The sequence below is a fragment of the Micromonospora sp. ZG13 genome (genome assembly GCF_059359355.1).
Genome location: NZ_JCADBQ010000002.1, coordinates 439,904 through 464,194, shown reverse-complemented (window position 1 = coordinate 464,194; position 24,291 = coordinate 439,904). Strand labels below are relative to the sequence as shown.

Annotated in this window: 23 protein-coding genes; 9 read left to right on the top strand and 14 right to left on the bottom strand. The window is 74.7% G+C overall.

The features are described from left to right. The first annotated feature begins 237 nt into the window (after positions 1 to 237). Positions 238 to 507 (top strand): DUF6458 family protein, encoded by a 270-nt coding sequence (locus tag AC5L34_RS06035; protein ID WP_013730795.1) that lies wholly within the window; start codon positions 238 to 240, stop codon positions 505 to 507. Between the two features lie 288 nt (positions 508 to 795). On the opposite strand, the gene AC5L34_RS06030 is transcribed toward AC5L34_RS06035, so the two are convergent. Beyond that, complete coding sequence (locus AC5L34_RS06030; protein WP_441173810.1) at positions 796 to 1,332, bottom strand: SixA phosphatase family protein; 537 nt, start codon at positions 1,330 to 1,332, stop codon at positions 796 to 798. A gap of 115 nt (positions 1,333 to 1,447) precedes the next feature. Between AC5L34_RS06030 and AC5L34_RS06025 the strand changes: the two genes are divergently transcribed. Further along, positions 1,448 to 1,732 (top strand): DUF6458 family protein, encoded by a 285-nt coding sequence (locus tag AC5L34_RS06025; protein ID WP_089002696.1) that lies wholly within the window; start codon positions 1,448 to 1,450, stop codon positions 1,730 to 1,732. Between the two features lie 59 nt (positions 1,733 to 1,791). Here the strand turns inward: AC5L34_RS06025 and trhA are convergent, their stop codons facing one another. Beyond that, positions 1,792 to 2,469 carry a PAQR family membrane homeostasis protein TrhA gene (trhA, locus tag AC5L34_RS06020; RefSeq protein WP_441173809.1) on the bottom strand — a complete coding sequence of 226 codons (678 nt, stop codon included), beginning with the start codon at positions 2,467 to 2,469 and terminating at the stop codon, positions 1,792 to 1,794. A gap of 107 nt (positions 2,470 to 2,576) precedes the next feature. Here trhA and AC5L34_RS06015 point away from each other — a divergent pair, with 107 nt between their 5' ends. The 3 genes from AC5L34_RS06015 to AC5L34_RS06005 are packed head-to-tail and all read left to right on the top strand — an operon-like array spanning position 2,577 to position 4,799. Further along, positions 2,577 to 3,212 carry a 5-oxoprolinase subunit B family protein gene (locus AC5L34_RS06015; RefSeq protein ID WP_494824035.1) on the top strand — a complete coding sequence of 212 codons (636 nt, stop codon included), beginning with the start codon at positions 2,577 to 2,579 and terminating at the stop codon, positions 3,210 to 3,212. Next, positions 3,110 to 4,066, top strand: a complete 957-nt coding sequence (locus AC5L34_RS06010; RefSeq protein ID WP_494824206.1) for a 5-oxoprolinase subunit C family protein — start codon at positions 3,110 to 3,112, stop codon at positions 4,064 to 4,066. The genes AC5L34_RS06015 and AC5L34_RS06010 overlap by 103 nt, the downstream gene beginning before the upstream one ends. Then, positions 4,050 to 4,799: a LamB/YcsF family protein gene (locus AC5L34_RS06005; protein ID WP_494824033.1), complete on the top strand. Its 750-nt coding sequence runs from the start codon at positions 4,050 to 4,052 to the stop codon at positions 4,797 to 4,799. Before AC5L34_RS06010 ends, AC5L34_RS06005 begins: the two co-directional genes overlap by 17 nt. Before the next feature lie 57 nt (positions 4,800 to 4,856). On the opposite strand, the gene AC5L34_RS06000 is transcribed toward AC5L34_RS06005, so the two are convergent. From AC5L34_RS06000 to AC5L34_RS05985, 4 genes are all read right to left on the bottom strand, one after another. Further along, positions 4,857 to 6,698 carry an NHL domain-containing thioredoxin family protein gene (locus AC5L34_RS06000; protein ID WP_494824032.1) on the bottom strand — a complete coding sequence of 614 codons (1,842 nt, stop codon included), beginning with the start codon at positions 6,696 to 6,698 and terminating at the stop codon, positions 4,857 to 4,859. Positions 6,699 to 6,891: 193 nt separating this feature from the next. Beyond that, positions 6,892 to 7,491, bottom strand: a complete 600-nt coding sequence (locus tag AC5L34_RS05995; protein WP_441173801.1) for a hypothetical protein — start codon at positions 7,489 to 7,491, stop codon at positions 6,892 to 6,894. 112 nt (positions 7,492 to 7,603) lie between these two features. After that, positions 7,604 to 7,849 carry a flavin reductase gene (locus AC5L34_RS05990; protein ID WP_441173799.1) on the bottom strand — a complete coding sequence of 82 codons (246 nt, stop codon included), beginning with the start codon at positions 7,847 to 7,849 and terminating at the stop codon, positions 7,604 to 7,606. Continuing rightward, the gene (locus tag AC5L34_RS05985; RefSeq protein WP_308220822.1) at positions 7,849 to 8,160 is read right to left on the bottom strand and encodes a hypothetical protein; all 312 of its coding nucleotides are present in this window, start codon (positions 8,158 to 8,160) and stop codon (positions 7,849 to 7,851) included. The genes AC5L34_RS05990 and AC5L34_RS05985 overlap by 1 nt, the downstream gene beginning before the upstream one ends. 376 nt (positions 8,161 to 8,536) lie before the next feature. On the opposite strand from AC5L34_RS05985, the gene AC5L34_RS05980 reads away from it, so the two are divergent. After that, entirely contained in the window at positions 8,537 to 9,304 is a 768-nt protein-coding gene (locus AC5L34_RS05980; RefSeq protein WP_250102468.1) for a DUF5753 domain-containing protein, read from the top strand. Continuing rightward, positions 9,295 to 9,486: a DUF397 domain-containing protein gene (locus AC5L34_RS05975; RefSeq protein ID WP_250102467.1), complete on the top strand. Its 192-nt coding sequence runs from the start codon at positions 9,295 to 9,297 to the stop codon at positions 9,484 to 9,486. The genes AC5L34_RS05980 and AC5L34_RS05975 overlap by 10 nt, the downstream gene beginning before the upstream one ends. A gap of 168 nt (positions 9,487 to 9,654) precedes the next feature. Here the strand turns inward: AC5L34_RS05975 and AC5L34_RS05970 are convergent, their stop codons facing one another. The 5 genes from AC5L34_RS05970 to pdhA all read right to left on the bottom strand — a co-directional run bounded on the left by AC5L34_RS05970 (position 9,655) and on the right by pdhA (position 17,002). Next, a complete protein-coding gene (locus AC5L34_RS05970; RefSeq protein ID WP_494824030.1) occupies positions 9,655 to 12,645 on the bottom strand; it encodes an LppU/SCO3897 family protein in 2,991 nt (996 codons plus the stop codon). Positions 12,646 to 12,987: 342 nt separating this feature from the next. Continuing rightward, entirely contained in the window at positions 12,988 to 13,125 is a 138-nt protein-coding gene (locus AC5L34_RS05965) for a hypothetical protein (protein ID WP_165947779.1), read from the bottom strand. A gap of 258 nt (positions 13,126 to 13,383) precedes the next feature. Then, a complete protein-coding gene (locus tag AC5L34_RS05960) occupies positions 13,384 to 14,832 on the bottom strand; it encodes a dihydrolipoamide acetyltransferase family protein (protein ID WP_494824204.1) in 1,449 nt (482 codons plus the stop codon). Between the two features lie 5 nt (positions 14,833 to 14,837). Further along, positions 14,838 to 15,827 (bottom strand): alpha-ketoacid dehydrogenase subunit beta, encoded by a 990-nt coding sequence (locus AC5L34_RS05955; RefSeq protein ID WP_494824028.1) that lies wholly within the window; start codon positions 15,825 to 15,827, stop codon positions 14,838 to 14,840. After that, complete coding sequence (gene pdhA / locus AC5L34_RS05950) at positions 15,827 to 17,002, bottom strand: pyruvate dehydrogenase (acetyl-transferring) E1 component subunit alpha (RefSeq protein ID WP_089002685.1); 1,176 nt, start codon at positions 17,000 to 17,002, stop codon at positions 15,827 to 15,829. The genes AC5L34_RS05955 and pdhA overlap by 1 nt, the downstream gene beginning before the upstream one ends. A 551-nt stretch (positions 17,003 to 17,553) precedes the next feature. Between pdhA and AC5L34_RS05945 the strand changes: the two genes are divergently transcribed. Both AC5L34_RS05945 and AC5L34_RS05940 read left to right on the top strand, forming a co-directional pair. After that, complete coding sequence (locus AC5L34_RS05945; protein WP_441173794.1) at positions 17,554 to 18,387, top strand: hypothetical protein; 834 nt, start codon at positions 17,554 to 17,556, stop codon at positions 18,385 to 18,387. Between the two features lie 208 nt (positions 18,388 to 18,595). Then, positions 18,596 to 19,186: a phosphatase PAP2 family protein gene (locus AC5L34_RS05940; RefSeq protein WP_441173793.1), complete on the top strand. Its 591-nt coding sequence runs from the start codon at positions 18,596 to 18,598 to the stop codon at positions 19,184 to 19,186. 28 nt (positions 19,187 to 19,214) lie between these two features. Here AC5L34_RS05940 and AC5L34_RS05935 read toward each other — a convergent pair whose 3' ends face one another. From AC5L34_RS05935 to AC5L34_RS05925, 3 genes are all read right to left on the bottom strand, one after another. Next, complete coding sequence (locus AC5L34_RS05935) at positions 19,215 to 20,435, bottom strand: hypothetical protein (protein ID WP_441173792.1); 1,221 nt, start codon at positions 20,433 to 20,435, stop codon at positions 19,215 to 19,217. Between the two features lie 115 nt (positions 20,436 to 20,550). Continuing rightward, positions 20,551 to 22,236 carry a GTPase gene (locus AC5L34_RS05930; protein WP_494824026.1) on the bottom strand — a complete coding sequence of 562 codons (1,686 nt, stop codon included), beginning with the start codon at positions 22,234 to 22,236 and terminating at the stop codon, positions 20,551 to 20,553. Beyond that, positions 22,233 to 24,074 (bottom strand): ABC transporter, encoded by a 1,842-nt coding sequence (locus tag AC5L34_RS05925; protein ID WP_441173789.1) that lies wholly within the window; start codon positions 24,072 to 24,074, stop codon positions 22,233 to 22,235. Before AC5L34_RS05925 ends, AC5L34_RS05930 begins: the two co-directional genes overlap by 4 nt. Positions 24,075 to 24,291: the final 217 nt, after the last annotated feature.

Below are 24,291 nucleotides of genomic sequence, written 5' to 3'. Positions count from 1 at the left end.
TGCATCAGAACTGTGTGACCGTCGGTAGTTGTGCCGCCCCCTCCGGGTGTGGTCACCGTGCGTAAGGGAAACGCGGGGGCGGCCGAGGCGAGGACGGCGGATGCGGTACCGCAGCGGGCGGGCCCTGCGGGTGCTATTCGCAGACCTCATCCGGGTAGCCGGGCGGTGTGGCGGGTAACCGTCGCGAGGCCACGTCAGAGAACGCCCAGAGCCACCGCACGGGGGAGTGCAGCGCACATGGGCATTGGTAGCGGAATCTTCCTGATCGCCATCGGCGCCATCCTGACCTTCGCCATCAGAGCCAACGTCTGGTGGGTCGACCTGCGCGCGGTCGGCTGGGTGTTCATCCTGGCCGGGCTGGGCGTCCTGCTCACCACGCTCTGGTTCTGGCAGGACCGCCGCAAGCGGGCGCGGACCCTCATCGTCGAGGAGAACCGGCTCTCGCACCCGACCGCGATGATGCCACCGCCGCCCGACCCGCCGCCGCCGACGGCGCCGCCGTCCTGACCCACCGCAGAGGGCACCCGCCGTCCTGACCCACGGTCGACTGCGCGGCCGTTCCTGACCGGCGTCGACTTCGCCGTCGGTCCTGCCCCACCGTCTACGGCCCGCGAGCCGGCCGGGCCGGTCCAGCCGGGTCCGCGGTCCAGCCGGTCCAGCCGGTCCAGCCGGTCCAGCCGGTCCAGCCGGTCCAGCCGGTCCAGCCGGTCCAGCCGGGCCCGCGAGCCGGCCGGGCCGCGAGCCAGCGGACCGCGAGCGGCGAGCTGAGCCACCCGTCACGCGTCGGCGGGTGGCTCAGCCGCGTGCGGTGTGCCGGTCAGTGATCGGCGCCCGGTTCGGGGCGAGTTCCGGCCAGTCGACGTCGGGCCGGTGCACCACCACGTCGCTGGTGCGCATGCCGTCCTGGTCCGCCCGCTCGGGGTCGAGCAGCACCGAGAGCAGCGAGATGCCCGGGTTGTGTGCGATCAGCAGCACCGTACGGACGGTCGGGTCCACGGCCCGGAGCAGCGTGAGCAGATCCTCCGGGTGTGCCTCGTACGCCTCGGCCGTGTAGCGCACGACGGGGGCGGGACCGGCCGAACCGCCCTCCGGCGGAGATCCGGTCATTCCCATCGCCACGCCGTGCCAGGTCTCCCGGGTGCGCCGGGCGGTCGAGCAGACGACCACGTCCGGCAGCAGGTCGTGCTTGGCCAGCCACACCCCGGCGGCGGCCGCGTCGGCCTGGCCCCGCGCGGCCAGGGGACGCCGCGCGTCCGGCCCTTCCCCGGGTGGCTCGGCCTTGGCATGCCGGAGCAGCACCAGCGTGCGCCCCTGGGCGGAAGCGTCCGTCATGCTCTCAGCTTGCCCGATTGGCGATCAGAGCGCCTGGGTAAGTCGATGGATGCCGCAACCTCATCGATGGCCGCGGCGGAAGGAAACGCCAGGGGACAGCCGAGGAGGCGACGAGATGGGCTTTGGTGGCAGTATCTTCCTGATCGCGTTGGGTGCGATCTTCGCGTTCGCCGTGGAGGCGGATCTCGGCTGGCTCAACCTGGCCGTGGTCGGCTGGGTGCTGATGCTCGCCGGCGTGGCCGGCCTGCTGCTGACCCTCCACTTCTGGAACTCGCGCCGTCGGGCGGTGGTCGCCCCGGTGCGCGGTGAGCGGGTCGTCGCCGAGCAGGTCGTGCCGGTGCAGGACGACCGCGTGGTGGAGGAGTACCGCGAGGTGCGTCGACCGCGCCGCACCGTCTGAGATCCGCGACATCTTCTTCCGGGGGCTCCGCCGCAGGGCGGGGCCCCCGGTGCGTGTCGTCAGGCGAAGAGTGCGAAGTAGATGGCGATGTGGTGGCAGAGCGCCGCCAGCAGCGTGCAGGCGTGGAAGAACTCGTGGTGGCCGAAGACAGTGGGCCACGGGTTGGGTCGGCGGAGCGCGTAGAAGACCGCGCCCACGCTGTAGATGGCGCCACCCACGACGAGCAGCACCAGGGCGGTGACGCCACCCTGCTGCAGGATGTCGGGCAGCATCGCGACCGAGACCCAGCCGAGCGCCAGGTAGAGCGGCGCGGAGACCCAGCGCGGGGCGTGCGGCCAGACCAGCTTGAGCGCCACGCCGGCGAGTGCACCGCCCCAGACCAGCGCCAGCATGATCGCGGCCGGCCGGGGTTCCAGCAGCAGTACGCAGAACGGCGTGTAGGTGCCGGCGATGAACACGAAGATCATCGAATGGTCCATCCGGCGCATGATCTGGTAGCCGCGCTCGGACCACACCCGCCGGTGGTAGAGCGCGCTCGTGCCGAAGAGCCCGCACACCGTAAGGCTGTAGATGAGGCAGCTGACTAGCGGGGCCCAGCCGGGCCGGGTGGCGGCGACCGCGCTGAGCACGATGCCGCAGACGACGGCGACGAAGAACGCGTACGTGTGCAGCCAGCCGCGCATCCGGGGTTTACCGATGTCGACCGGCTTCAGTCGAAGCGGTGCGGAGGTGGTCACGCAACTAGGTTACGGCACCGTAGGTTACTTTCAAGTAGAGCGTTCGGTCACGTGGGACGGCGGTCGACCGTCCCTGGCGCCCCGCGTCCGTCGGGGAGTATGGCGGGATGCGGATCCGACCCGTCGGGGCGCACGCCCTGCTGATCGACTGTGCCGGCGCCGACCAGGTGGAGGCGTGGCGGGCCGAGCTGTGGCGGCGGCGCGAACGCGGCGAGCTGAGCGCCGTCGAGATCGTGCCGGCGGCCACCACCGTCCTGCTCGACGGCGTACCCGATCCGGCCACGACGGCCGCGCGGATCGCCGACTGGCAGCCCCGCCCGGGCCCGCCCGAGGCACCCGGCCCGGCGACCGCCGCAGCCGGCGACGGGCCGGTCGAGGTCCCGGTGACGTACGACGGGGAGGATCTGCCCCTCGTCGCCGGCCACTGGGGCGTGGACGTGCCGGGGGTGGTCGACCGGCTGCGGTGTACCCCCTTCCGGGTGGCCTTCTGCGGCTTCGCCCCCGGCTTCGCGTACCTGACCGGGCTTCCCGCCGAACTCGCGGTGCCCCGACTGCCCACCCCGCGCCCCCGGGTGCCGGCCGGCGCGGTCGCCCTGGCCGGCCCGTACGCCGGGATCTATCCGGCGGCCTCGCCCGGCGGCTGGCTGCTGGTCGGGCGCACCGGGATGGAACTCTTCGACGTGCACGCCGACCCGCCGGCCCGGCTCACCCCGGGCACCCGGGTACGCCTGGTGGCCACGTGACCCGCGCCGTCGAGGTGCTGCGCGCCGGGGCGCTGACCACCGTGCAGGACCTGGGGCGGGCCGGCTGGGCACACCTGGGCGTACCCCGGTCGGGCGCGCTCGACCCGACCGCGCTGCGGCTGGCCAACCGGCTCGTCGGCAACCCGGAGTCCGCCGCCGGCCTGGAGATCACGATGACCGGCTGCGACCTGCGGTTCCTCCGCGCGACGGCGGTCGCCGTGACCGGTGCCGACGCCGCCGTACGGATCGACGACCGCCCCGGCGACGTGGGCCGGCCGCTGGCGGTGCCGGCGGGTGCCGTGCTGCGGATCGGCCCGCCCCGCGAGGGCCTGCGCAACTGGCTGGCCGTCGGCGGCGGGATCGCCGTCGAGCCGGTGCTCGGCAGCCGCGCCACCGACACCCTCTCCGGGCTCGGCCCGCTCCCGCTGCGCGACGGCGACCGGCTGCCCCTCGGTACGCCGACCGGACCGCCCGCCGGCGTGGACGCCACCGTCACCGCGCCCGTCCCGACCGAGCTGCGGCTGGCCCTGCGCCTCGGCCCACGCGACGACTGGTTCACCGCCACCGCGCTGGAGCGGCTGTTCGGCAGCGCGTACACGGTGAGCCCGGTGGGTAACCGGGTCGGCGCGCGACTCACCGGCGCGGCGCTGCCCCGCGCGGTGGCCGGGGAACTGCCCAGCGAGGGCATCGTGCTCGGCGCGGTGCAGGTGCCGGCGGACGGTCAACCGCTGGTCTTCCTCGCCGACCATCCGACCACCGGCGGGTACCCCGTCGTCGGGGTGGTGGACGACGTGACCCCGCTCGCGCAGGCCCGGCCAGGGACTACGGTCAGGTTCCATGGACCTCAACGCTGACCTCGGCGAGGGATTCGGCATCTGGCAACTCGGCGACGACGCCGCGCTGCTGGACCTGATCACCTCCGCCAACGTGGCCTGCGGCTTCCACGCCGGCGACGCGTCCACCATGCGCCGGGTCTGTGAGGGCGCCGCCGCGCGCGGGGTGGCCGTCGGCGCGCAGGTCGGCTACCGGGACCTCGCCGGCTTCGGCCGGCGGCACATCGCGTACGCCTTCGCGGAGCTGCGCGACGAGGTCACCTACCAGCTCGGGGCCCTCGACGCGTTCTGCCGGCTGTTCCGCACCCGGGTCCGCTACCTGAAGCCGCACGGGGCGCTCTACCACGCCGCCGCCTGCGACGAGGCCCAGGCGGCGGCGCTGGTCGCGGCGGCCGGCGACTACGACGACCAGCTTCCGCTGCTCTGCCCGCCCGGCTCGGTCCTCGCCCAGCTCGCCGCCGGCGCCGGGCTGCGGGTGGTCGCCGAGGGCTTCGCCGACCGGGGCTACCTGCCCAACGGCTCGCTGGTGCCGCGCACCGCACCCGGGGCGCTGGTGACCGACCCGGAGGAGGTGGCCGCCCGGGCCGTACGGATGGCCGTCGAGCGGACCGTGGTCGCGGTCGACGGCACCGTCGTCCCGTGCCCGGTCGAGTCGATCTGCCTGCACGGCGACACGCCCGGCGCGGTGCGCTGCGCCGAACTGGTGCGCGCCGCCCTGATCGACGCGGGGGTGACGCTCACTCCGTTCGCCTGAGCGGGGCCCCGTCCCGCGAAGGACGGGACCCGCCCGGCGTCGGGCCGTGGCCGGGCGTCAGGCGTCGTCCAGGCCGCGGAGCACCAGCGGGAGCCGTGCGGCGGCGCCCTCGACGACCCGGACCGGCACGCCCCAGTCCTGACGGGTCAGGTGGCAGGCCGCGTGCTCGACGTCCGCGTCGCAGGTCGCCGCCTGGGCGGTCACCTGGAGCACGCCTCCCGCCACCGTGCCGTCGACCACCAGCCGGCGGGACAGGTCGGTGCCGGTGCCCGCCCCCTCCACCAGCAGCTCCGGTGGCGACGCCGACACCACCAGCCGCGTCGACGGGCCGTACGTCTCGTCGAGCTTCTGCCCCGGCGCGGGAGTGAAGATCACGTCCAGGGTCACCTCGCCGGCCGCCACGTCGGTGGGCTTGCGTTCCGTGCGGTGCCGGGGGCCGTCGACGGTGCTGGCGCCGGCCGCCGAGAGCGCGCCCGGTGCCAGCCGGGTCAGCCGGTGCGCGGCGGACTCCACCACCAGCACCTCGCCGTCCGGGGTGAGCAGCAGGTCGCTCGGCTCGGCGAGCCCGTCGGCGACCGTCGAGACCCGGTCGCTCTCCGGGTCGAAGCGGCGGACCGCCCCGTTGTACGTGTCGGCGATCAGCACCGAGCCGTCCGGCAGCGCGCACACCCCCAGCGGATGCTGGAGCAGCGCCTCCGACGCCGGCCCGTCGACGTGCCCGAAGTCGAAGAGGCCCTGCCCGACGGCGGTGCCCATGACGTCGTTCTCGACGTACCGGATCGCGCTGGTCTCGCTGTCGGCCACCCAGAGCCGGGCGCCGTCGGCGGAGACGGAGAGGCCGGACGGCTGCGCCATCCACGCCTCCGCCCGCGGGCCGTCGCGCAGGGCCTCGACGGTGGTGCCCGCGTACATGCCGGCGGTGCGCTTCACCGGGTCGAACCACCACAGCTGGTGGATGCCGGCCATCGCGACGACGACCTTGTCGTCGTACCAGGCCAGGTCCCAGGGGGAGGAGAGGTCGACCGAGAGCGCGTCGTGCGAGTGGTCGTCGACCGTGGAACGCCACTGCCGGCCGGTGCCGGCGACGGTCACCACCTCACCGTCCGCCAGCCGTACGCCGCGCAGCAGGTGGTTGACGGTGTCGGCGACCACGAGGTCGTACCCGGCCACCTCGGCGGTGTGCGCCGGCAGCAGGCACAGCCCCTGCGGCTCGGAGAAGGTGGCGGCCCCGGCGGGACCGTCGGCCCGGCCCCGGGTGCCCGCGCCGATCCGCCGGACCAGCGTCTCGCCGTCGGGCGCCAGCTCAGCCAGCGAGTGCCGGGCGGAGTCGGACACCAGCAGGTTGCCGCTCTCCAGCAGCACCGCCTTGCCCGGGAAGCGCAGCGTGGTATCCGGCTCGGCCGGCGGGACGTACGGGCCGTCGCCCCGGTGCAGGGTGCCCTTCGCCTCGTGGGTGGCGATCAGGTCGTCGACGAGGCGGGCGAGCCCTTCGGCGTGACCCTCGCCGGCCATGGTCGCCACCACGTAGCCCTCGGGGTCGATCACCGACAGGGTGGGCCAGGCGCGGGCCGCGTACTGCTGCCACATCTCCAGCTCGGGGTCGTCGAGCACGGGGTGGTGCACGCCGTACCGCTCCACGGCGGCGGCCAGCGCGTCCGGGTCCTTCTCGTGTTCGAACTTCGGCGAGTGCACGCCGATCACGACGAGCACGTCGCCGTACTTCTCCTCCAGCGGGCGCAGCTCGTCGAGCACGTGCAGGCAGTTGATACAGCAGAAGGTCCAGAAGTCAGCGATTACGATCTTGCCCCGCAGATCGGACAGCTTGAGCTCTCGTCCACCCGTGTTGAGCCACTGCCGGCCCCGCAGCTCGGGAGCACGTACGCGCGGTGTCGTTCCCATGGTTGTCAGCCTGCCATGTCGCGCTGGGCCGAGCCGGGCTCCGTGACCCGGACGACAGCGGCGAGCCTGAACTGAAGGATGTCTCGAAACTCGGTGAAGGCGTTGCCCGGCAACGCGGCCACCAGCAACACCCGATCGGGCGATTGCCCCTGTCGAACAGGCACTGGGTGCGGGACCTCCCATGGCGGCACCGTTAGAGGTCGAGCCGGATCTCCCGGATCGCCTGCCGAATCCGGAGGTTCCCGTCAGATGCTTCCAACCGTGCGAGCTCTCGCTGGAACTCTGGTGCCCTGGGCTCGAGGACGCCCAGGAGTTCCAACGCGCCGATCCTGGCTCCGACATGTGATGAACACAGCCAGGGGTAGTAGGCCGCCCGACCGCTGTGGATGACGGCCCGGGTCCGGGTGACGAACTCGGACAGGTGCGTGTCACCAGGGCGCAGGGGCTCGGGGTGGAATGGGCCGTCATCGCCGACACAGCTCAGCAGGAGGGCGAGCGCCTCGGCGGCCACCTCGGGCCTTTCACCGCGACACAGTTCGATCAGGAACGGAGCGGCCGGTTCGGCGGTGCGGTAGTACAGGCCGGAATGGCCGTGGATCAGGGCGCCCCTCAGCGCCTCGCCCCACTCGCGTGCCGCCTGGCCTTCCGCCGTCGCCAAGCCGCGGATCAGGTCTGGGATCTCACACGCGTCGCGTTCGGCGTCTCTGGGATTGCGCGGTCGAAACCTCGCCCAGCCAACCGAGCTCAGCCCCGCAAAGGGTTCCGGACGCGAGCCAGGCGGCGAAACAACCATCGAATCAGAGTACTGGGACCACGTGGGTCAAGGTGTAGCGCCTAGATGCCTGAACGAGGCTGCTCGGTGGTCGCCCGATGGACCCGTCGGCACCCGAGTTACGAGAGGTCCCTTAGCGGGCGCGTGCCCAGCCGGTGAAGCGCTCCGTCAGGTCCGCCGGCGGATTGCCGTGGTCCAACTCGGCGAGTTGCCCGGCGGCCTCCTCGCGCAGCCCCGCAAGGTGGACCATCAGCGCGTCGCGGTTCTCGCGGTACTTCGCGAGGAGGAGAAGCTTCGCCGTCGAGCAGGGCCACGCCACCCCGCAGGCGGCACAGCGCCAAGTGGGCCGGCTGGGGACGTGGGCGCGGACGTGGGCCATCAGCCCACCGCCAGGCGAGAGCGAGACGGTGGCCGGCGGGAGAGGGCGGGCCGGGCAGGCGCCGGCGCGGTGACGACCCACTCAAGGCCCTCGCGCAGGACGAACAGCTCGCGCTTCGCCACCGCACGGCCCTTGGCGTCGAGCTGGTAACCCTCGAACCAGAGCCAGCCGTACGGCGGGAAGCGGTCGGAAAGCTCACGGATGACGCGGACGCGCATCGGGACCACGAACTGAGGGGACGCGGCCCGGGTCAGGCTGAGGACCTCGCCGGCCCGCAGCATCCGTACGGGTGGCGGCGTCCGCGCGGTCACCAGCGGCTCCCGTTCCGCCGGGCCGACCAGCGCGACGCGGGAACGACGTCGCTCACGCGCCCGGGCCCCCGGTACGGCGGGATGAGGGGACCGATCGGCGCCGGGACGACCGGGCGGGCCGGCGGCGCGTCGATCTTCGGCGTGGGTGTCGATCTCGGCCTCTCCTCGGGCATCGCTTCCCCCTCGTGCGGCGGTCGTGGGAGGGGCCGCCCGGTTGCGCGCCCAGGGGGGCGGCCCCGTCGGCGCGACCGGCGGGCTCCCATCGCCTCCACCGGCTCACGCCGTCTACGAAGCACCCTGCCGAGGGTTGTCGGACAATCACACAGCGTTAGATGATTTCTCGGGAACGTTCTGATCGCTCCAGAAGGGACGCGGCATGAACCATGCATTCGTGGCGGCGCTCGCCGAGGCGTGCGAGACAGCCGAGAGCTTGGGAGGTCGCCTCGGAATTCATCCGAAGACCGTTGCTCGGTGGGCAAACCCGGGGCGCATTCCGCAGAGCCGGCATCGTGCCGAAGTCGCGAAGATTCTCGGCAAGAACGTGTCGGAACTTTGGCCGGACACGCTTAACCGCCGCGAGCCCGTGTGGTTCCGACCGTGGGTCGACATCGAGCGTGAGGCGGTGGCCCTACGTGCGTTCCAACTCTCCTGGGTGCCGGGCCTCCTTCAGACCGAGGCTTACGCGCGGGCCACGTTCACAGGCCAGCCGCTGGGAAAGGACGCGGTAAGCGAATTGGTCTCGGCGCGTGTCGCCCGCCAGGCGATCCTGGCTCGCGATCGCGGGCCCCTGTTCGTCGCGGTACTGGACGAGGGGATCATCCGACGTCCCGCCGCCGGAGACCGGAAAATCATGGCCGAGCAGCTCGCCCACCTGGTGAATTGCGCCGAGCTGCCGAGCGTCCAACTCCACGTCGTGCCCCGTGAGACGGCCACGTATCCGGGCCTCGACGGACCTTTCACGCTCGCCGAGCTTCCCGACGGGACGCGGGTGGCGCACGTCGATAGCCAGGCACGAGCACAAATAGTCGACCAAACATCCGACATTGCTACGCTGGAGCACCGGTGGGAACGCATACGGGGTGAGGCTCTTCCCCGAGGGCGCTCCTTGGAACTTCTCAGAGAAGCGGCAGCATCATGGACCTGACCGGCGCGCAGTGGCGCAAGAGCACGAAGAGCGGCGGCAACGGCGGCGACTGCGTCGAGGTCGCCGACAACCTTCCCGGCTTGGTAGGGGTCCGCGACTCGAAGGACCCGACCGGCCCTGCCCTCGTCTTCGCCCCGACCGCCTGGCGGGCCTTCGTCGCCCAGGTCTCCGAACGGTCCTGATCGATCAGACGCGCGAGAGCGCCCGTCCCCCACGCGGGGGCGGGCGCTTCCGTTTCGTGTGACAACACGCGGCGCTGGCGCTGGCGGTGTTCGCGTCCGCACGCGCCGCCGTTCGGAACGACGACGGCGGGGCCACGGCTTCCCGGGGCCCCGCCGTCGTCGTTGAAGCTACTGGCCTGCCGGCTTGAGGCAGAGCACCCGGTTGGTCCCGCCGCCCTGGAGCTCCACGTACGGCTGGGTCGGGTCGGCGCACTTGTCCTTCGCGTCCACCTTGGAGACCACGGTGAAGGCGCCCGCCTCGCCGCACTGCGCCGCCGCCGCACTCTCGCCCGACTTCTTCACGCAGCTGCCGACCGCCGGGTCGAACGCCGGGGCCGGGTCGTCGCCGCCGACCTTGCCGAGCAGCATGAGCAGGCCCAGGGGTACCGCCAGGATGAGCACCGCCGCGACGAGCACCGCCGCGAGCACCCGGCCGTTGCGGACCTTGGGCGTGGGGGCCGGCTCGGCCTTCGGCTCCGCGATCGGCTTGAACGAGTCGAAGCGGTTCTGCTCCTGCTCCGGGCCGCCCTGGTCCCAGGGGCCGGGCTGCTGCGGGGGCGGCGGGAACGCGCCGCCCGACGTGGGCGCGGCGGTCGGGGCGGGCCCGTAGCCGGGTGCCGCGCCGCCGGCGGACGGCGTACCGAAGGGGTCGGCGGGCCGGTCCGCGCTGTCGTGCGGCCGGACCCCGTTCACCGGCCGGTCACTGGCCGGCGGGTCGACGAAGGACGGCACGCCCGGCGGGAAGGCCGGGGGCGAGGCGGGCGCCATCGGTGCGACCGCGCCGAAGACGGCGGTCCCGCTCGGCGCCCGGTCGCGGTCGTCGAAGCGAGCCTCCGGACCCTGGTCGAACCGGTTGTCCTGGCCCTGGCCGAACTGCTCGTCCGGTCCCTGGCCGAACCGGTTGTCCTGGCCCTGGCCGAAGCGCGGCTCGTCGAAGCGGGGATCCGGCCCCTGGCCGAAGCGCGGGTCCTGGTCGAACTGGGGGTCGGGCCCCTGCCCGAAGCGTGGCTCCGGTCCCTGGTTGAAGCTGGGCGCCGGCGGGTGGTCGGGCCGGTGCCCGCCCGGGGCGTCCTGCTCCGGCTCGTCCGCCGGCTCGGGGCGGGCCGGCCTGCCGTACACCCGGGGTTGCGGCGCCGGCGTGCCGACCGGCCGCAGGGCCTGGTCGGTGGGTGGCATGACCCGGCTGGCCAGCGGCACCGAGGCGCTCGCCGACACGCTGCCGGCCGCCGGGTCGGCAGCCTCCGGCGACGGTACGGAGGCCCGCCCGCCCGCCTCCGGCGAGGTACGGGGTGCGGGGACCACCGGGCCGGCGGGCGACTGCGGCTCGTCGTGCCGGGAGCCGGCCTGGGCCCAGCCCGGCTGCTCGTGCTCGTACGCCTGCGGGGTGCCGTCGCGGCCCGGCTGCTCGGGGGCGAACTGGGCCGGCGGGGCGTAGTCGGCGGGCGGCGCGGCGGCCAGGCTCGCGCCGGGCACCCGCTGCTCCTGCGGTGGCAGCGGCACGGCGTTGGCCGGCGAGATGCCGGGCCCCGGTGCGGGCTGGTAGATCGGCGGCTCCTCGGCCCGCTCCGGCTCCCAGCCGTTGCCGGCCTGGGCCGGTGCGGGCTCGCCCGTCTCCGCGCGACCCCACGCCTCGTCCGCCGACCAGGGCTCGACGTCCGGTACGGCCGGGCGCTCGCCGCTGGCACCCCGCTGCGGCAGGCTCTCGGGGGCGGAACCCCACGGCTGCTGCCCGCCGTCGCCGGGCATCGGGACGGAGGCGCGGCCGGGCGGGGTGGAGGCGGGCTGCGCGGCGCCCCAGCCGTTGGCGTCCCGGTCGTCGGGCTGCGGCGGGGGGACGGAGGCGGCACCCCGTGCGGAGCGCTCGTCCCGGGCCGACCACTCGTCGCCCTGGGGCTGGTCGTCGCGGGGCGCGGTCCAGTTCCCGTCCGGACGCTGCTCCGCACCGGCATCCCAGCCGGGCTGCTCGCCCTGCTGCTGCTCGGCGCCGTTCCAGCCGCCGGAGCGGTTGGGGTCGTCCTGCTGCGCTGCGGGGGGCCAACTGCCGGCCGGGTCCTGAGGGGACTCGGCGTTCCGGCCGCCGGAGCGGGAGGGGTCGTCCTGGGCGGGCCAGGGCTGGGGGGCGGGTGTGGCCTGGGGGACCCGGGCGGCGCCACGGGCGGCGGGCTCGGGCTGGGCGGCCCAGGCGGGCGACGCCTGCTCGTCCTGCTGCTGGCCGCCGCCGGCCCAGCCGCCGGAGCGGTTGGGGTCGTCCTGCTGCTGGCCGCCGCCGGCCCAGCCGCCGGAGCGGTTGGGGTCGTCCTGCTGCTGGCCGGCTGCGTTCCAGCCGCCGGAGCGGTTGGGGTCGTCCTGCTGCTGGCCGGCTGCGTTCCAGCCGCCGGAGCGGTTGGGGTCGTCCTGCTGCTGGCCGGCTGCGTTCCAGCCGCCGGAGCGGTTGGGGTCGTCCTGCTGCTGGCCGGCTGCGTTCCAGCCGCCGGAGCGGTTGGGGTCGTCCTGCTGTGCGGCCCAGTCGGCCTGCGGGGGCCGGTCGTCCGGCGTGGCACCGTCGGCCCAGGCGCCGGGACGCGCCTGCTCGCCCTGCTGCTGCTCGGCGGCGTTCCAGCCACCGGAGCGGGAGGGGTCGTCCTGGGCGGGCCAGGGCTGGGGGGCGGGTGTGGCCTGGGGGACCCGGGCGGCGCCGCGGGCGGCGGGCTCGGGCTGGGCCCAGGCGGGGGACGCCTGCTCGGCCGGCGCCCACGCGGGCTGCTCCGGGCCGGCGTGCGGCGGCTGTGGCGGCGGGGGCGGAGCGGCGGCGGCCCACGCCGGGCCGGACTGCTCCTGCGCGCCGGGCCACGCCGGCTGCGGCGATCCGCTGGGCGGCCCCCACTGGCCGGGCTGGGCCGGGTCGGTCTGCTGTGGTGCCTGGGCGGCCCACGCGGGGGCCTGCTGCTCACCCTGCGCGCCCCAGGCCGGCGGGTTCGGTCGGCCCGCCGGGGGCGGGGGCGCCCAGCCCAGGTCGGGGGCGCCGGCGCCGTAGCCGTTGTCCTGCTGTGCCGGGCGGTCGCCGTACGGCGCCGGTCCGCCGGCGCCCGGCGACACCTCGTCCGGCTGCTGGCCGGGGTGGTGCGTGCCCTCGGACGTCATGCGTGCGCCTCCTCCATCACCTGTCGGCCGCCGCTGCCGATCGGTCTTCTCGGCAGGGTGGCCGGCGTCGCCGGTGTACCGGCCGTGCCGGCTCCCCGCACCGTATCGGGTGACCACCCGAGGGCGTCCGGGGAGCACGGCCGTCACTCCCCGTGGCCGGACGGTGTCGAGCGGCTTCTATCGACTCGACTGCTCCGGGTCGGCGGGCGACGACCGAAGCCCACCGTACCGGGCGCTGGGGCGAGGTGGAATCCCGGTGCCAACCGCTGCGAAACGCCGATGACCCGCCCGGGGGGACCGGGCGGGTCATCGATCTGGAGGAGGTGAGGAGGGTTCCGGGCGTCAGCTCATGTGACGCTGGGCGATGGCGAGGATCTCTTCGCGGACCGCGGGCGAGTTCGCGGAGCGCAGCGCGTGCTCGATGGCACGGGCGCGGCGGTTGGCGTCGCGGCGGTTACGGATTCGCTCGATCATGCTCACGGGTCTCTCCTCCTGGCTATTCGGTTGTCAGCCCTTGATGTCTCCATTGAACCCCAAGATGGCGCCAACTTCCATCGATTGTTAGGTGAGCTGGGACACGGGCCGAATAATCGAAGGTGTGGAGGGGCTGTGACCGACGCATTCCTCTGTCCCTGGAGTCGGTCCGATGCCCGGCGTGAGCACGCCCCCAAACGGACACGGCCGGTGTGCCGGGCGTCAACCCGTCGCACACCGGCCGTTCGGCTGGCGTCAGGACCCTCAGGTCCAGGCGAGCAGCGCCGCCTCCGGATCGGCCAGGAACTCCCCGATGTCGCGCAGGAACTTCGAGCCCAGCTCACCGTCGATGATGCGGTGGTCGAAGGAGAGGCCCAGCGTGGTGACCTGGCGCGGCTTCACCTTGCCCTTGTGCACCCAGGGCATCTCGCGGACCGCGCCGAAGGCCAGGATCGCCGATTCGCCCGGAGGCAGGATCGGCGTACCGGTGTCCACTCCGAACACGCCGACGTTGGTGATCGTCAGCGTGCCGCCGGACATGTCGGCCGGCGAGGTCTTCCCGGTCTTGGCTGTCTGCACCAGGTCGGTCATCGCGTCCGCCAGTTCACGCAGCGAGAGCCGGCCGGCGTCCTTGATGTTCGGCACGATCAGCCCGCGCTCGGTGGCCGCCGCGATGCCCAGGTTGACGTAGTCCTTGACGACGATCTCGTCGCCGGCCCAGGTCGAGTTGACCATCGGGTGACGCTTGACCGCCAGCAGCACCGCCTTGGCCACCAGCAGCAGCGGCGAGACCCGTACGTCGCGCCACTCCCGCCGGTTGCGGAGCCGGTCCAGGGCCTTCATCGCCCGGGTCACGTCGACGGTGAGGAACTCCGTGACGTGCGGAGCGGTGAACGCCGAGCGGGACATGTTCTCGGCGGTGAGCTTGCGTACCCCCTTGACAGGGATGCGCTGCTCGCGGTCCGCGCCGAAGCTCGCGGCCGCCGTGGCCGGCGCCGACACCGCGAGCGGCTCGGCCGCCGTCGTGGCCGCGCTCGCCGCCCGCTGTACGTCCTCCCGGGTGATCGAGCCCAGCGGCCCCGACCCGGTCAGCGTGGACAGGTCGACGCCGAGATCCTTGGCGAGCTTGCGTACCGGCGGCTTGGCCAGCACGGGCCCACCGGACGGTCCGTGACCGTTCGACGGCGCGGTGACCACCGGGGCCGGCTGCGTCGGTGCGACCGGCGCCGCAGCCTGGGCCGGCACCGGTGTGTCGCCCCTGCGGGGGCGGCGCTTGGCCGCCGCGGTGCGCGGGCCGTAGCCCACCAGCACGGCGGTACGGCCGCCCGGGGCGGGACCGCCGATCAGGCCCGGCTCGACCGCGCCCTCGGCCGGCGCCACCTCGACCGCGGCCAGCGACGCCGCCGACGGGGTGGGCAGGGCGGAGGCCGGCGCACCGGTCGTCGACTCCTCGATCGGCCCGGCGCCCGGGTCGGTGTCGATCGCGATGATCGGCGTACCGACCTCGACCGTGCTCCCCTCCGGGTGGAAGATCGCCTGCACCTGGCCGGCCCACTTCGCCGGGATCTCGACGGCCGCCTTGGCCGTCTCCACCTCGACGATCGGCTGGTTCAGCTCGATCACGTCGCCGACCTTGACGAGCCACGCGAGGATCTCGCCCTCGGTCAGGCCCTCGCCCAGGTCGGGCAGGTTGAACTCCTTGATCCGTGACATGCCGCTCACCAGCCGAAGGTGCGGTCGACGGCGTCGAGCACCCGGTCGAGGTCGGGCAGGTACTCCTCCTCCACCCGGGCGGCCGGGTAGGGGGTGTCGAAGCCGGTCACCCGCAGCACCGGGGACTCCAGGGAGTAGAAGCACTCCTCGGTGATCCGGGCGGCGATTTCGGAGCCCAGGCCCAGGTTGCCCGGGGCCTCGTGCACGACCACGCAGCGGCCGGTGCGCTTCACCGACTCGTACGCGGCGGCCAGGTCCAGCGGGGAGATCGAGCGCAGGTCGATGACCTCCAGCTCCCGGCCGTCCTCGGCGGCGGCGGTCGCCGCGTCGAGGCAGGTCCGCACCATCGGCCCGTACGCCAGCACCGTGGCGTCCGTGCCGGTCCGCACGACCCGGGACGAGTGCAGCGGGTACGCCCCCGAGAGCGGGGCGTCCAGCTCGACCGGGCCCTTCTCCCAGTAGCGCCGCTTCGGCTCCAGGAAGACGATCGGGTCGTCCGACGCGATGGCCTGCTGGATCATCGTGTACGCGTCCTGCGGGTTGGCGCAGGACACCACCTTCAGGCCGGCGGTGTGGGCGAAGTACGCCTCCGGCGACTCCGAGTGGTGCTCTACCGCGCCGATGCCGCCGCCGAACGGGATCCGGATGACCATCGGGATCCGCACCTTGCCCTGCGAGCGGTAGTGCATCTTCGCCACCTGCGACACGATCTGGTCGTACGCGGGGTAGACGAAGCCGTCGAACTGGATCTCGCAGACCGGCCGGAAGCCGCGGATGGCCAGGCCGACCGCGGTGCCGATGATGCCGGACTCGGCGAGCGGCGTGTCGATCACGCGCTGGTCGCCGAAGTCCTTCTGGAGGCCGTCGGTGATCCGGAAGACGCCGCCGAGCTTGCCGACGTCCTCGCCCATGATGACGACCTTCGGGTCGTTCTCCAGGGCCCTGCGCAGACCGGTGTTGAGGGCCTTGCCGAGGGTGAGCGTCTCCGTGGCCATCAGTGGGCGCTCCCCTCGAACGACTCCATGTACTTCGTGAACTGCGCCCGCTGCTCGTCGAGCTCGGGGGACCCGTTGGGGTAGACGTGGTCGAACATCGTCACCGGATCGGGGTTGGGCATGGCGAGCACCCGTTCGCGCAGGTGCACCGACTCGGTGCGGGCCTGCTCGTCGACGGCGGCGAAGAAGTCCGCGTCGGCGATCTGCTGCTTCTCCAGGAACGCCTTCATCCGGGCGATCGGGTCCTTCGCCTGCCAGGCCTCGACCTCGCTGGCGATCCGGTAGCGGGTCGGATCGTCGGAGGTGGTGTGCGCGCCCATCCGGTAGGTGTAGGCCTCGATCAGGCTGGGGCCCTGGCCGAGCCGGGCGTTGTCCAGCGCGTGCCGGGTCACCGCGTACGACGCGAGGACGTCGTTGCCGTCCACCCGCACACCGGGGAAGCCGAAGCCGCCCGCCCGCTGGTAGAGCGGCACGCGGGTCTGCCGCTCCAGCGGCTCGGAGATGGCGTACTGGTTGTTCTGGCAGAAGAACACCAGCGGGGCGTTGAAGACGCTGGCCCAGACGAACGCCTCGTTGACGTCGCCCTGGCTGGTGGCGCCGTCGCCGAAGTAGGCGATCACCGCCTCGCCGTCCTCGGTGCCGGTCTTGCCGTCCATGTGGACGCCCATGGCGTACCCGGTCGCGTGCAGGGTCTGCGCCCCGATCACGATCGTGTACATGTTGAACTTGAACTCGTTCGGGTCCCAGCCGCCCTGGTCGACGCCCCGGAACAGGCCGAGCGGCATGATCGGGTCGATGCCCCGGCAGTAGAGGACGCCGTGCTCCCGGTAGGTCGGGAAGGCCATGTCCTGCGTACGCAGCGCGCGTCCCGAGCCCACCTGCGCGGCCTCCTGGCCCAGCAGGCTGGCCCACAGGCCCAGCTCGCCCTGGCGCTGCAACGCGGTGGCCTCGGCGTCGAGCTTGCGGACCAGCACGAGGTCGCGGTAGAGCCCGCGGTACTCCTCGTCGGTGAAGTCGACGCGGTACTCGGTCCCGTCCGGGCCGGTCGCGCTCTCGATCCGCTCACCCTCCGGGGTGAGCAGCTGCACCAGCTGCGGGTCGCCGGTCGCACCCTTTCTGGACCGGGGTGCGGCCCGTCGGCCGCGACTGGAGACCCCGGGGTCGCCCTTTGCCATCCGTCTCTCCCTGTCTGTCTGCGTCGGCACCGGGGGGTCACCCGGCCGCGCAACTCGTGCGCCTGCCCGGCTGGTGCCGGACGGGTTCCTGGCGGCCGCGCCTAGCCCCGGTGGGGGTTGCCGCGCGGCGTGAGCCGGATTCTGGCCGAACCCGGTTCGGGAGCGCCGGCGCCCAGCCGCGCCTGCCGCGTGGGTGCGCGGAGGTCGTGGCTGCGTTGCCGTCGTGGTCCATATTCGCATCACACGTGAGCGCGCCCACAGTGCGGCTTCCCCCGGCAGGGGCGGCGGCCCGCTTCGTCGCACGAAGTGCCCGGTGTCCGTTGCATCGACGCCCGGCCGATCCGGCGGTGGTTCGTCACCGTTCGGCCATATACGCGTGTCGACACGCTGTGCAGGGTTGGCTGACCCAGCGTCACTGGTCCAGGCTGTTTGGCACGGGATCGTCCGCGTCGGGCGGTTTGCCGCTCCCGCGCGTCGGGGCGGCGCCCCGGACGGTCGGGGCGGTCCCCGTACGACCCGTCCGCCGCCGGAGCGACGAGGAGGAGTGCGTGGTGTCCGAGCCAGGTCGAGATCCCGCCACTCCCTTCCTCGGCCGGCACCGTGCCGCCGGCGGCTACCGCCGCCTGGTCGGCGCGCACCGGGCGCCCGGCCAGGGCGGACCGTCCCGGGGCTACCTGTTCACGGTGGCGCTGCTCGCCGGCACGGCGTCGATGCCGATCCTGGCGGCGATCAGCACCGGCTCCGCCACCGTCGGCAGCACCGCCCTGCCGGACACCAGCACCCCGTTCCTGCCGACCCCCTCGATCGGCCCGGTGGTCATCCCGGTGCCGGCGACGGGTCAGCCCCCGGCCGCCCCGTCGACCCCGTCCCCCGCCGTGCCCGCCCCGGGCGACTGGCGGACCGTCGTGCCCTTCCCGCGTACGCCGATCGTCGCCGCGCCGGCCCCGCCCCCGGCGCAGCGCCCAAAGCCCCCGCCGCCGTCCCGGCCCGGCGGGCGACCGGTCCCGCGGCCCCCGGCGAGCCCGTCCCCGAAGCCCTCCCCGTCGCCGAGTCCGTCGCCGTCGCCGAGCCCGAGCCCGAGTCCGGCGCCCACGCCGACCGCCGAGCCGACCTCGGTGGAGCCGACGAGCAGCCTCTCGCTACCGCCGCCCGGGCCCACGGCGACGCCCGCGCCCCCGTCACCGGACGGTCCGACCGCCAGCGCGACCGTCGGCCCCGGCCCGACCGCCGCTCCCGGCTCCACCGCCGGTCCCCGCCCGACCGCCGCCGACGGCCCGCAGGCCGGCTCCGGCTCGACGGGCGCTCCCGGCCGGCGCGTCGACCTCGGCCCGACCGGCGGGGTCGGCTCGACCGGCGGTGCCAGCCGCGTCGTCGACCCGGCCTGACCGGCGGTACCGCCGGGACCGGGCACCGGGACGGTTCGTCGCGGGTACCGTGACGTCGACGGCACGTGATCCACGACGGGGCCCGGTCCCGCCGGCGCGCCGGATGCGGACGGGGACGGTCCCGGGCGGCGGCCCGGGGCGGAGCAGAGGCGGGACGCTGAGCGGATCGGGCGGTTCGGACGCGGGGCCCCAGACCCGGCAGACCGCCGTGCCCCGGCCCGGCCCGACCCTCCGGCTCGCCCGGTTCGTCACCGAGATGACCGCGCCCGCCGTGCTGGTCTCGGCGCTGACGCTGGCGGTCGGCTGGCACAGCACCCGGGGCGCGCACGGCCTGGCCTGGGGACTACTGGCCACGCTCTTCGTCAGTGGCATCCCGTTCGCGTACATCCTCGGCGGGGTGCGTCGGGGCCGGCTGACCGACCACCACGTGGGGGTACGGGAGCAGCGTCGGGTCCCGCTGCTGTTCGGGCTCTGCTCGGTCGCCGCCGGACTGGCCCTGCTCGCGGTGCTCGGCGCGCCGCGCCCGGTGCTGGCCCTGGCCGCCGCCGGGCTCGTCGGCCTGGTGGTCGCCGTGACGGTCAGCCACTGGTGGAAGATGTCGATCCACTCGGCGGTGGCCGCCGGCGCCCTGGTCGTACTGGTGGTCACGTTCGGTGCCGGGTCGCTGGCGGCGTCACCGCTGCTCGTGCTGGTCGGCTGGTCCCGGGTCCGCCTGCGCGACCACACGGTGCCCCAGGTGCTCGCGGGCCTGGCCCTGGGCGCCCTGGTGGCCGCCCTGACCTTCGCCCCCCTCCGCTGACGGAACCGCGTACAGGTGCGGGCGCGGGTCAGGCCGGGTCGTCCGTGAGGCGGTGGCGGTTGGCCTCGATCCAGGCGTTCAGGGCGGCCGGGTCGTCCGGGTCGACGCCGTCGGCCATGAGCTGCGCCACGGCGGCCGTGGCGGGGCTGCGGCGTTCGCCCGTGCTGTAGAGGCGCGCGAACTCCGGCACCATCTCCTCGATGGCCGTGTCGATCTGGGTCGCCGCCTGCTCGGGCAGCCCGCGCTTACGGGCCGCGTACCCGGCCCAGGCGCGCAGCACCCGGGGCAGCAGCGCGGCGTCGTCCATGTCCAGCACGGCCCGCCGGTGCACCCAGTCGAGCAGGAACAGCCCGGCCACGGTGGGACTCCACCGCATCGGGTCGGCGTCCGGGAAGCTGGCCGCGTGGTCCAGCAGCAGGCTGAGGCAGAAGTGCAGCGAGGCCAGTTCCGCCCCGTCGATGGCGTCCAGGCCGAAGCGGGCCGCCTCGGGCGAGGCGAGGAAGCGGCGGACCAGGTCCGTACGCTCGGCGGCGGAGAGCGGCTCGGCGGGCGCGGGGGCCGCCCCGGCCGCCCGGGGCAGCAGTGCCAGCCGGGCGCCGAGCAGGGCGCGGTCGGTGGCGAGCGAGCCCTCCCCGGGCAGTTCGGTCAGGCCGTCGGTGATCGCCAGGTGGCGGGTCACCTCGACGCGCATCCTGGCCGGCTCCTCGTCGCGGAACCAGGTCAGCTCGTCCCCCGAGCACATCTGCCGGACCTGCTCGAGGATCCGGTCGGGCGGCCCGCCGACGAAGACGTCCTTGGTGATGCCGATGTTGTGGTCGAGCAGCGTCACCACGGCGTGCGCCGAGCCGCCGGCCGGGTCGTCGTAGGCGAAGGTCGCCAGGTAGGAGGTCTGGTCGCCGTACACGTCGCCGTAGGACCAGCAGCCGGTCAGGTGCACGCGGCCGAGCTGGGCGGCCCAGGCGGGGGTGGCGGCGCCCGGCCGGACGCGGCCGGCGCCCTCGGCGTCGGGCACCAGCGCGGCGAAGACGGAGCGGATGGTGGTCGCCGCGGCCGAGCGGCGGCGGGAGGTGGCGGCCAGGAAGCCGGCCACGAAGTCCCGGACGGCGGCGTCACGCTCGGTCTCGGCGACCGAGTAGACGCTGCCGAGCAGGGCCGCGCCGAGCATCTCCGCGTCGAGGGCGTTGTCCAGCTTGGCCACGTCGCGGGCGGCGTGCAGCACCGCGTCGTACGGGGTCTGAGGCGTTCCCATCCACCGACCCTACGCCGCCACCCGCCCCGGGACGGTACGAGCGACCCGAGCATCCGGCCCGCGTCGCGGCGGCACGCCGCCGACCTGCGGTTGCCGACGGAACCGGATTTCCGGCTCAGCGCCCGGCGGCCTCCTCCAGCGCCGTACGGGCCTCGGCGTAGGAGGCGAGCACTCCCCGCACCGGGGTCAGCACGTGTTCCTCGCCGACCGCCGCCACCGCGGCCGTGAGGCGCCGCTCGGCCCGGCGCCGGGCCCGGCGCGCCGCCCAGCGGACGATCGGCCTGGTCAGGGCGGCCACCAGCAGCCCGGCGAGCAGGCCGCCCAGGAGCAGCAGGGTGGGCAGCGGCACCTCGCCGACCATCGGGTGTTCGAGCGCCGGCAGGCCCAGCGCGCGCAGCGCGTAGCCGAGCGCCAGCCAGCCCAGCCCGGCGAGCGCGGCCAGGGTCACCAGCCACTGGAGGCCGCCGACGAACCGCCACCAGAGCGGTCGCCGGTCCATGCCGAGGTCCGTGCCGGCCACCGCGCGGTCCAGCGCGTCCGGCAGGTCGCCGAGGCGGGACCGGGCGGCGGCGGTGACCGCCGTCGGCCAGGAGGCGGGCAGGTCGGCCCCGGCCCGGTCGGCCACCGAACGGATCGCCAGCCCGAGCGCCGAGCGCTGGGCGGCGGTCGGGTCGGGTACCGAGGTCGCGGCGACGAGGCTCTCCGCCGGTGCGTCGCGGTCGGCGGCGGGGCCCGGCAGGTGCAGCCGGCGCAGCGGGTCGGGCCGCAGCCGCCGCCAGCCCCGGACCAGGGGCCAGCCGGTGGTGGCGGCGCCCCGGTGCCGGTACGCCCGCTCGACCGCCTCGGCGACCGCCGGCACCCCGGCCGCGCCGGCCAGCGCCCGGTGCAGCGCGGTGACGGCGGCGTCGTCCGGCCCGTCGGCCGGCGAGGCATCCCCGACCAGTTCGTCGAGCCCGGCCACCACCGCGTCCACGTCGCCCTGGAGCCGCCGCAGCGCGGCCTGCCGCTCGGCGACCGTGCGTTCCAGCGCCTCCCGCAGCCCGGCCATGCCCGCCGGGTCGACGGCGGTCGTCGCCAGCAGCGGTACGCCGTCCAGGCCGTCGGAGTCGAGCAGCCGGCGCAGGTCGGCCAGCACCCGGGGCAGCTCGGCCGGGGGCAGCCGGTCGGCCTGGTTGAGCACGACCAGGGTGACGTCGCGGTGCCGGTGGAACTCGCGCAGGTAGCTGGTGTGGATGACACGGTCGGCGTACTTCTGCGGGTCGACCACCCAGACCACGAGGTCGACCAGGCCGAGCAGCCGGTCCACCTCCAGCCGGTGGGACCGCTGCACCGAGTCGAAGTCGGGCAGGTCGAGCAGGATCAGCCCGTGCAGGGCGGACTCGTCGTCGCCGTCGAGCACGCTCTCCCGGACGAAACGGTGCCGGGGCAGCACGCCGACCCAGTCGAGCAGGCGGTTGCCGCCGTCGAGCGGCCCCCAGACGCAGGCGTGGGCGACGCCGGTGGTGGGGCGGCGCACCCCGACCGTCGAGAGTTCCATCCGGGCGAGCGCGTTGAACAGGCTGGACTTGCCGCTGCCGGTCGCGCCCGCCAGGGCCACCACGGTGTGGTCGCGGGAGAGCGCCAGCCGGGTGCCGGCCCGCTCGACCAGGGTGTGCGCCGGCACGAGCTGCGCGTCCGGCAGGTGGCCGTCGACGACCGTGAGGAACCGGCGTATGGCGTCGAGGCGAGCGATGAGCGCCTCGGCGTCCACCCGCTGGTCTCCGCGGAACGCCTCGCGCATCCGCCCGACGATGTTGGTCATGACCCTCCACCCTCGGTGCCGGGCAGGCCCGCGACGGCCGCGCCGGCGAGGCCGCTGCGGTTGCGCGCGATCTCCACCTGGTTGGCGGCGCCGCGCAGGGCCTCCGCGGTGTCCGCGGCGGGCCGGGCCTGCGCCGTGCGGTCCAGGTAGCGGGCGGCCTCGTCGTCGAGCAGGGCCCGCACCCGGTCCAGCAGGTCGGCCCGGGCCTTGGCGGCCAGCGTACGCACGGCCTGGTCGCCGAAGATCGCCTGGAGCACGGTCTGCGCGGCGACGGTCGTGCCGGCCCCGGTGGCCACCTCCAGGCCGGTGGGGATGAACGCCGTCGAGGCGAACACCGCGATCATCACGGCGAGCCCGGTGGCGTTGACCGCGTACGCGGCCGTGCGGGCCACGAAGCGGCGGTCGCCACCCTCGGCGCGGACCAGCTCCAGCACGCCCCGCTGCCACTCCCGGACCAGCCGCTCGGCCCGCTCCGGCAGGTCGGCGGAGGGGTGGGCCAGCTCCGGTTCGAGCAGCGCCGCCCCGGCGGGATGCGCCTTCCACCCGGTGTACGCGTTCTCGGCCGCCTCGGCGGCGACGCCCCGCAGCAGGGTCACCAGCTGCGACTCGATCGCGTCCCGCAGCTCGGACGCGGGCGCGGGCCGGCCGGTGACCGCCGCCACCACCCGGTCGCGCAGCCGCCCGATGCGGGCCTCCAGGGTGCGGAAGAACTCGCCGGTGCCGACGAACTCCTGCCAGCGGGCGAGCACCTCGCCGCGGAGCAGCCGACCGTCCTTCAGCCCCTGCTCGACGGTCCGGTGCGCCCCCCGGTACGCGGCCAGCACCCGCTCGTCGAGCGCGTCGGCGGCGGTGACCTGCTCCTCGGCGGCGTCGGCGAGCCCCTCGACCGCGGGGTGCAGCGCGCCGAGCGCGCCGTCCAGGGTCTGCCGGACCACGGCGGCGCGGGCGTCGGCGTCGGCGGCCAGCCGGGCGAACCAGGCGGCGAGCGGCGCGGTGACCCGGTCGGGCAGCAGGCCCTGCCCGTCGACCCAGGTCTCCGGCAGTACGAAGAGCGGGGCCGCCCCCAGTTCCTGCGCGGCGAGCATCTCCGACAGGTGGGCGGCGATCTCGTCGGCCGCCTCCGGGGGCACCCGGTCCAGCACCATGGCGATGACCGCGCCCCGGGCGCGGGCGCTGCGCAGCAGCTCCCAGGGCACGGCGTCGGCGTAGCGGGCGGCGGTGGTGACGAAGAGCCAGAGGTCGGCGGCGGCCAGGAGCTGACCGGCCAGGGCCCGGTTGGCGTCGACCACCGAATCGATGTCGGGGGCGTCGAGGAAGGCCAGCCCGGCGGGCAGGGCCGGGGCGGTGACCAGTTGCAGGGTGCGCGGGTCCTCGCTGGGCTCGGTGGTGCGGGTCAGGCCCGGCAGCAGCTCGCCCTTGCGGAACCAGCCCGAGTCGGCGGGGTTGCAGACCAGCACCGGGGATCGGGTGGTCGGGCGGAGCACCCCGGCGGCGCTCACCCGCGCCTGCACCAGGCTGTTGACCAGGGTGGACTTGCCGGCGCCGGTGGACCCGCCGACCACCACGAGCAGCGGCGCGTCGAGCCGGCGCAGCCGGGGCAGCAGGTAGTCGTCGAGCTGGTCGGTGAGGCTTCCGCCGGCGCGCCGGGCGGGCTCGGCGGAGGGCAGCGCGAGGGGGAACCGGGCCGCCCCGATCGCGGCGCGCAGGCCGGCCAGCGCGGCGGGCAGGCTGTCGTCCCCGGTGGTGGCGGGCCGGTCCTCCCCGGCGTCCGTGGGGCCGGTGCGGGCTGCGACGGTGGGCGTGCCGGCCGGGGTGGCGGGATCGCCGTGCGTCGTCACCGCTAAAGCGTGCCCGACCGACGCAAGGGAAGACAACCGATCGGTAAGAACCTGGGGTTGCGTCGGGTCGGCTCAACCTCGACTTGACGATTTCGCGGGGCGTGGCACTATTGAGTCAAGTTCACTCAACTTGTGGTGGGGTCGCTGCGGGCGACGCCCGCCGGGCAGCTCGACGGGCGTCGCCCGTCACCTGCCCACAACGTGATGAAGCGAGGAA

What these genes read in the sequence shown, in the direction of transcription:
- AC5L34_RS06035 (WP_013730795.1), top strand. Translation starts at nt 238, where the DNA reads ATGGGCATTGGTAGCGGAATCTTCCTGATCGCCATCGGCGCCATCCTG.
- AC5L34_RS06030 (WP_441173810.1), bottom strand. Translation starts at nt 1,332, where the DNA reads ATGACGGACGCTTCCGCCCAGGGGCGCACGCTGGTGCTGCTCCGGCAT.
- AC5L34_RS06025 (WP_089002696.1), top strand. Translation starts at nt 1,448, where the DNA reads ATGGGCTTTGGTGGCAGTATCTTCCTGATCGCGTTGGGTGCGATCTTC.
- AC5L34_RS06015 (WP_494824035.1), top strand. Translation starts at nt 2,577, where the DNA reads ATGCGGATCCGACCCGTCGGGGCGCACGCCCTGCTGATCGACTGTGCC.
- AC5L34_RS06005 (WP_494824033.1), top strand. Translation starts at nt 4,050, where the DNA reads ATGGACCTCAACGCTGACCTCGGCGAGGGATTCGGCATCTGGCAACTC.
- AC5L34_RS06000 (WP_494824032.1), bottom strand. Translation starts at nt 6,698, where the DNA reads ATGGGAACGACACCGCGCGTACGTGCTCCCGAGCTGCGGGGCCGGCAG.
- AC5L34_RS05995 (WP_441173801.1), bottom strand. Translation starts at nt 7,491, where the DNA reads ATGGTTGTTTCGCCGCCTGGCTCGCGTCCGGAACCCTTTGCGGGGCTG.
- AC5L34_RS05990 (WP_441173799.1), bottom strand. Translation starts at nt 7,849, where the DNA reads ATGGCCCACGTCCGCGCCCACGTCCCCAGCCGGCCCACTTGGCGCTGT.
- AC5L34_RS05980 (WP_250102468.1), top strand. Translation starts at nt 8,537, where the DNA reads ATGAACCATGCATTCGTGGCGGCGCTCGCCGAGGCGTGCGAGACAGCC.
- AC5L34_RS05975 (WP_250102467.1), top strand. Translation starts at nt 9,295, where the DNA reads ATGGACCTGACCGGCGCGCAGTGGCGCAAGAGCACGAAGAGCGGCGGC.
- AC5L34_RS05970 (WP_494824030.1), bottom strand. Translation starts at nt 12,645, where the DNA reads ATGACGTCCGAGGGCACGCACCACCCCGGCCAGCAGCCGGACGAGGTG.
- AC5L34_RS05960 (WP_494824204.1), bottom strand. Translation starts at nt 14,832, where the DNA reads ATGTCACGGATCAAGGAGTTCAACCTGCCCGACCTGGGCGAGGGCCTG.
- AC5L34_RS05955 (WP_494824028.1), bottom strand. Translation starts at nt 15,827, where the DNA reads ATGGCCACGGAGACGCTCACCCTCGGCAAGGCCCTCAACACCGGTCTG.
- pdhA (WP_089002685.1), bottom strand. Translation starts at nt 17,002, where the DNA reads ATGGCAAAGGGCGACCCCGGGGTCTCCAGTCGCGGCCGACGGGCCGCA.
- AC5L34_RS05935 (WP_441173792.1), bottom strand. Translation starts at nt 20,435, where the DNA reads ATGGGAACGCCTCAGACCCCGTACGACGCGGTGCTGCACGCCGCCCGC.
- AC5L34_RS05930 (WP_494824026.1), bottom strand. Translation starts at nt 22,236, where the DNA reads ATGACCAACATCGTCGGGCGGATGCGCGAGGCGTTCCGCGGAGACCAG.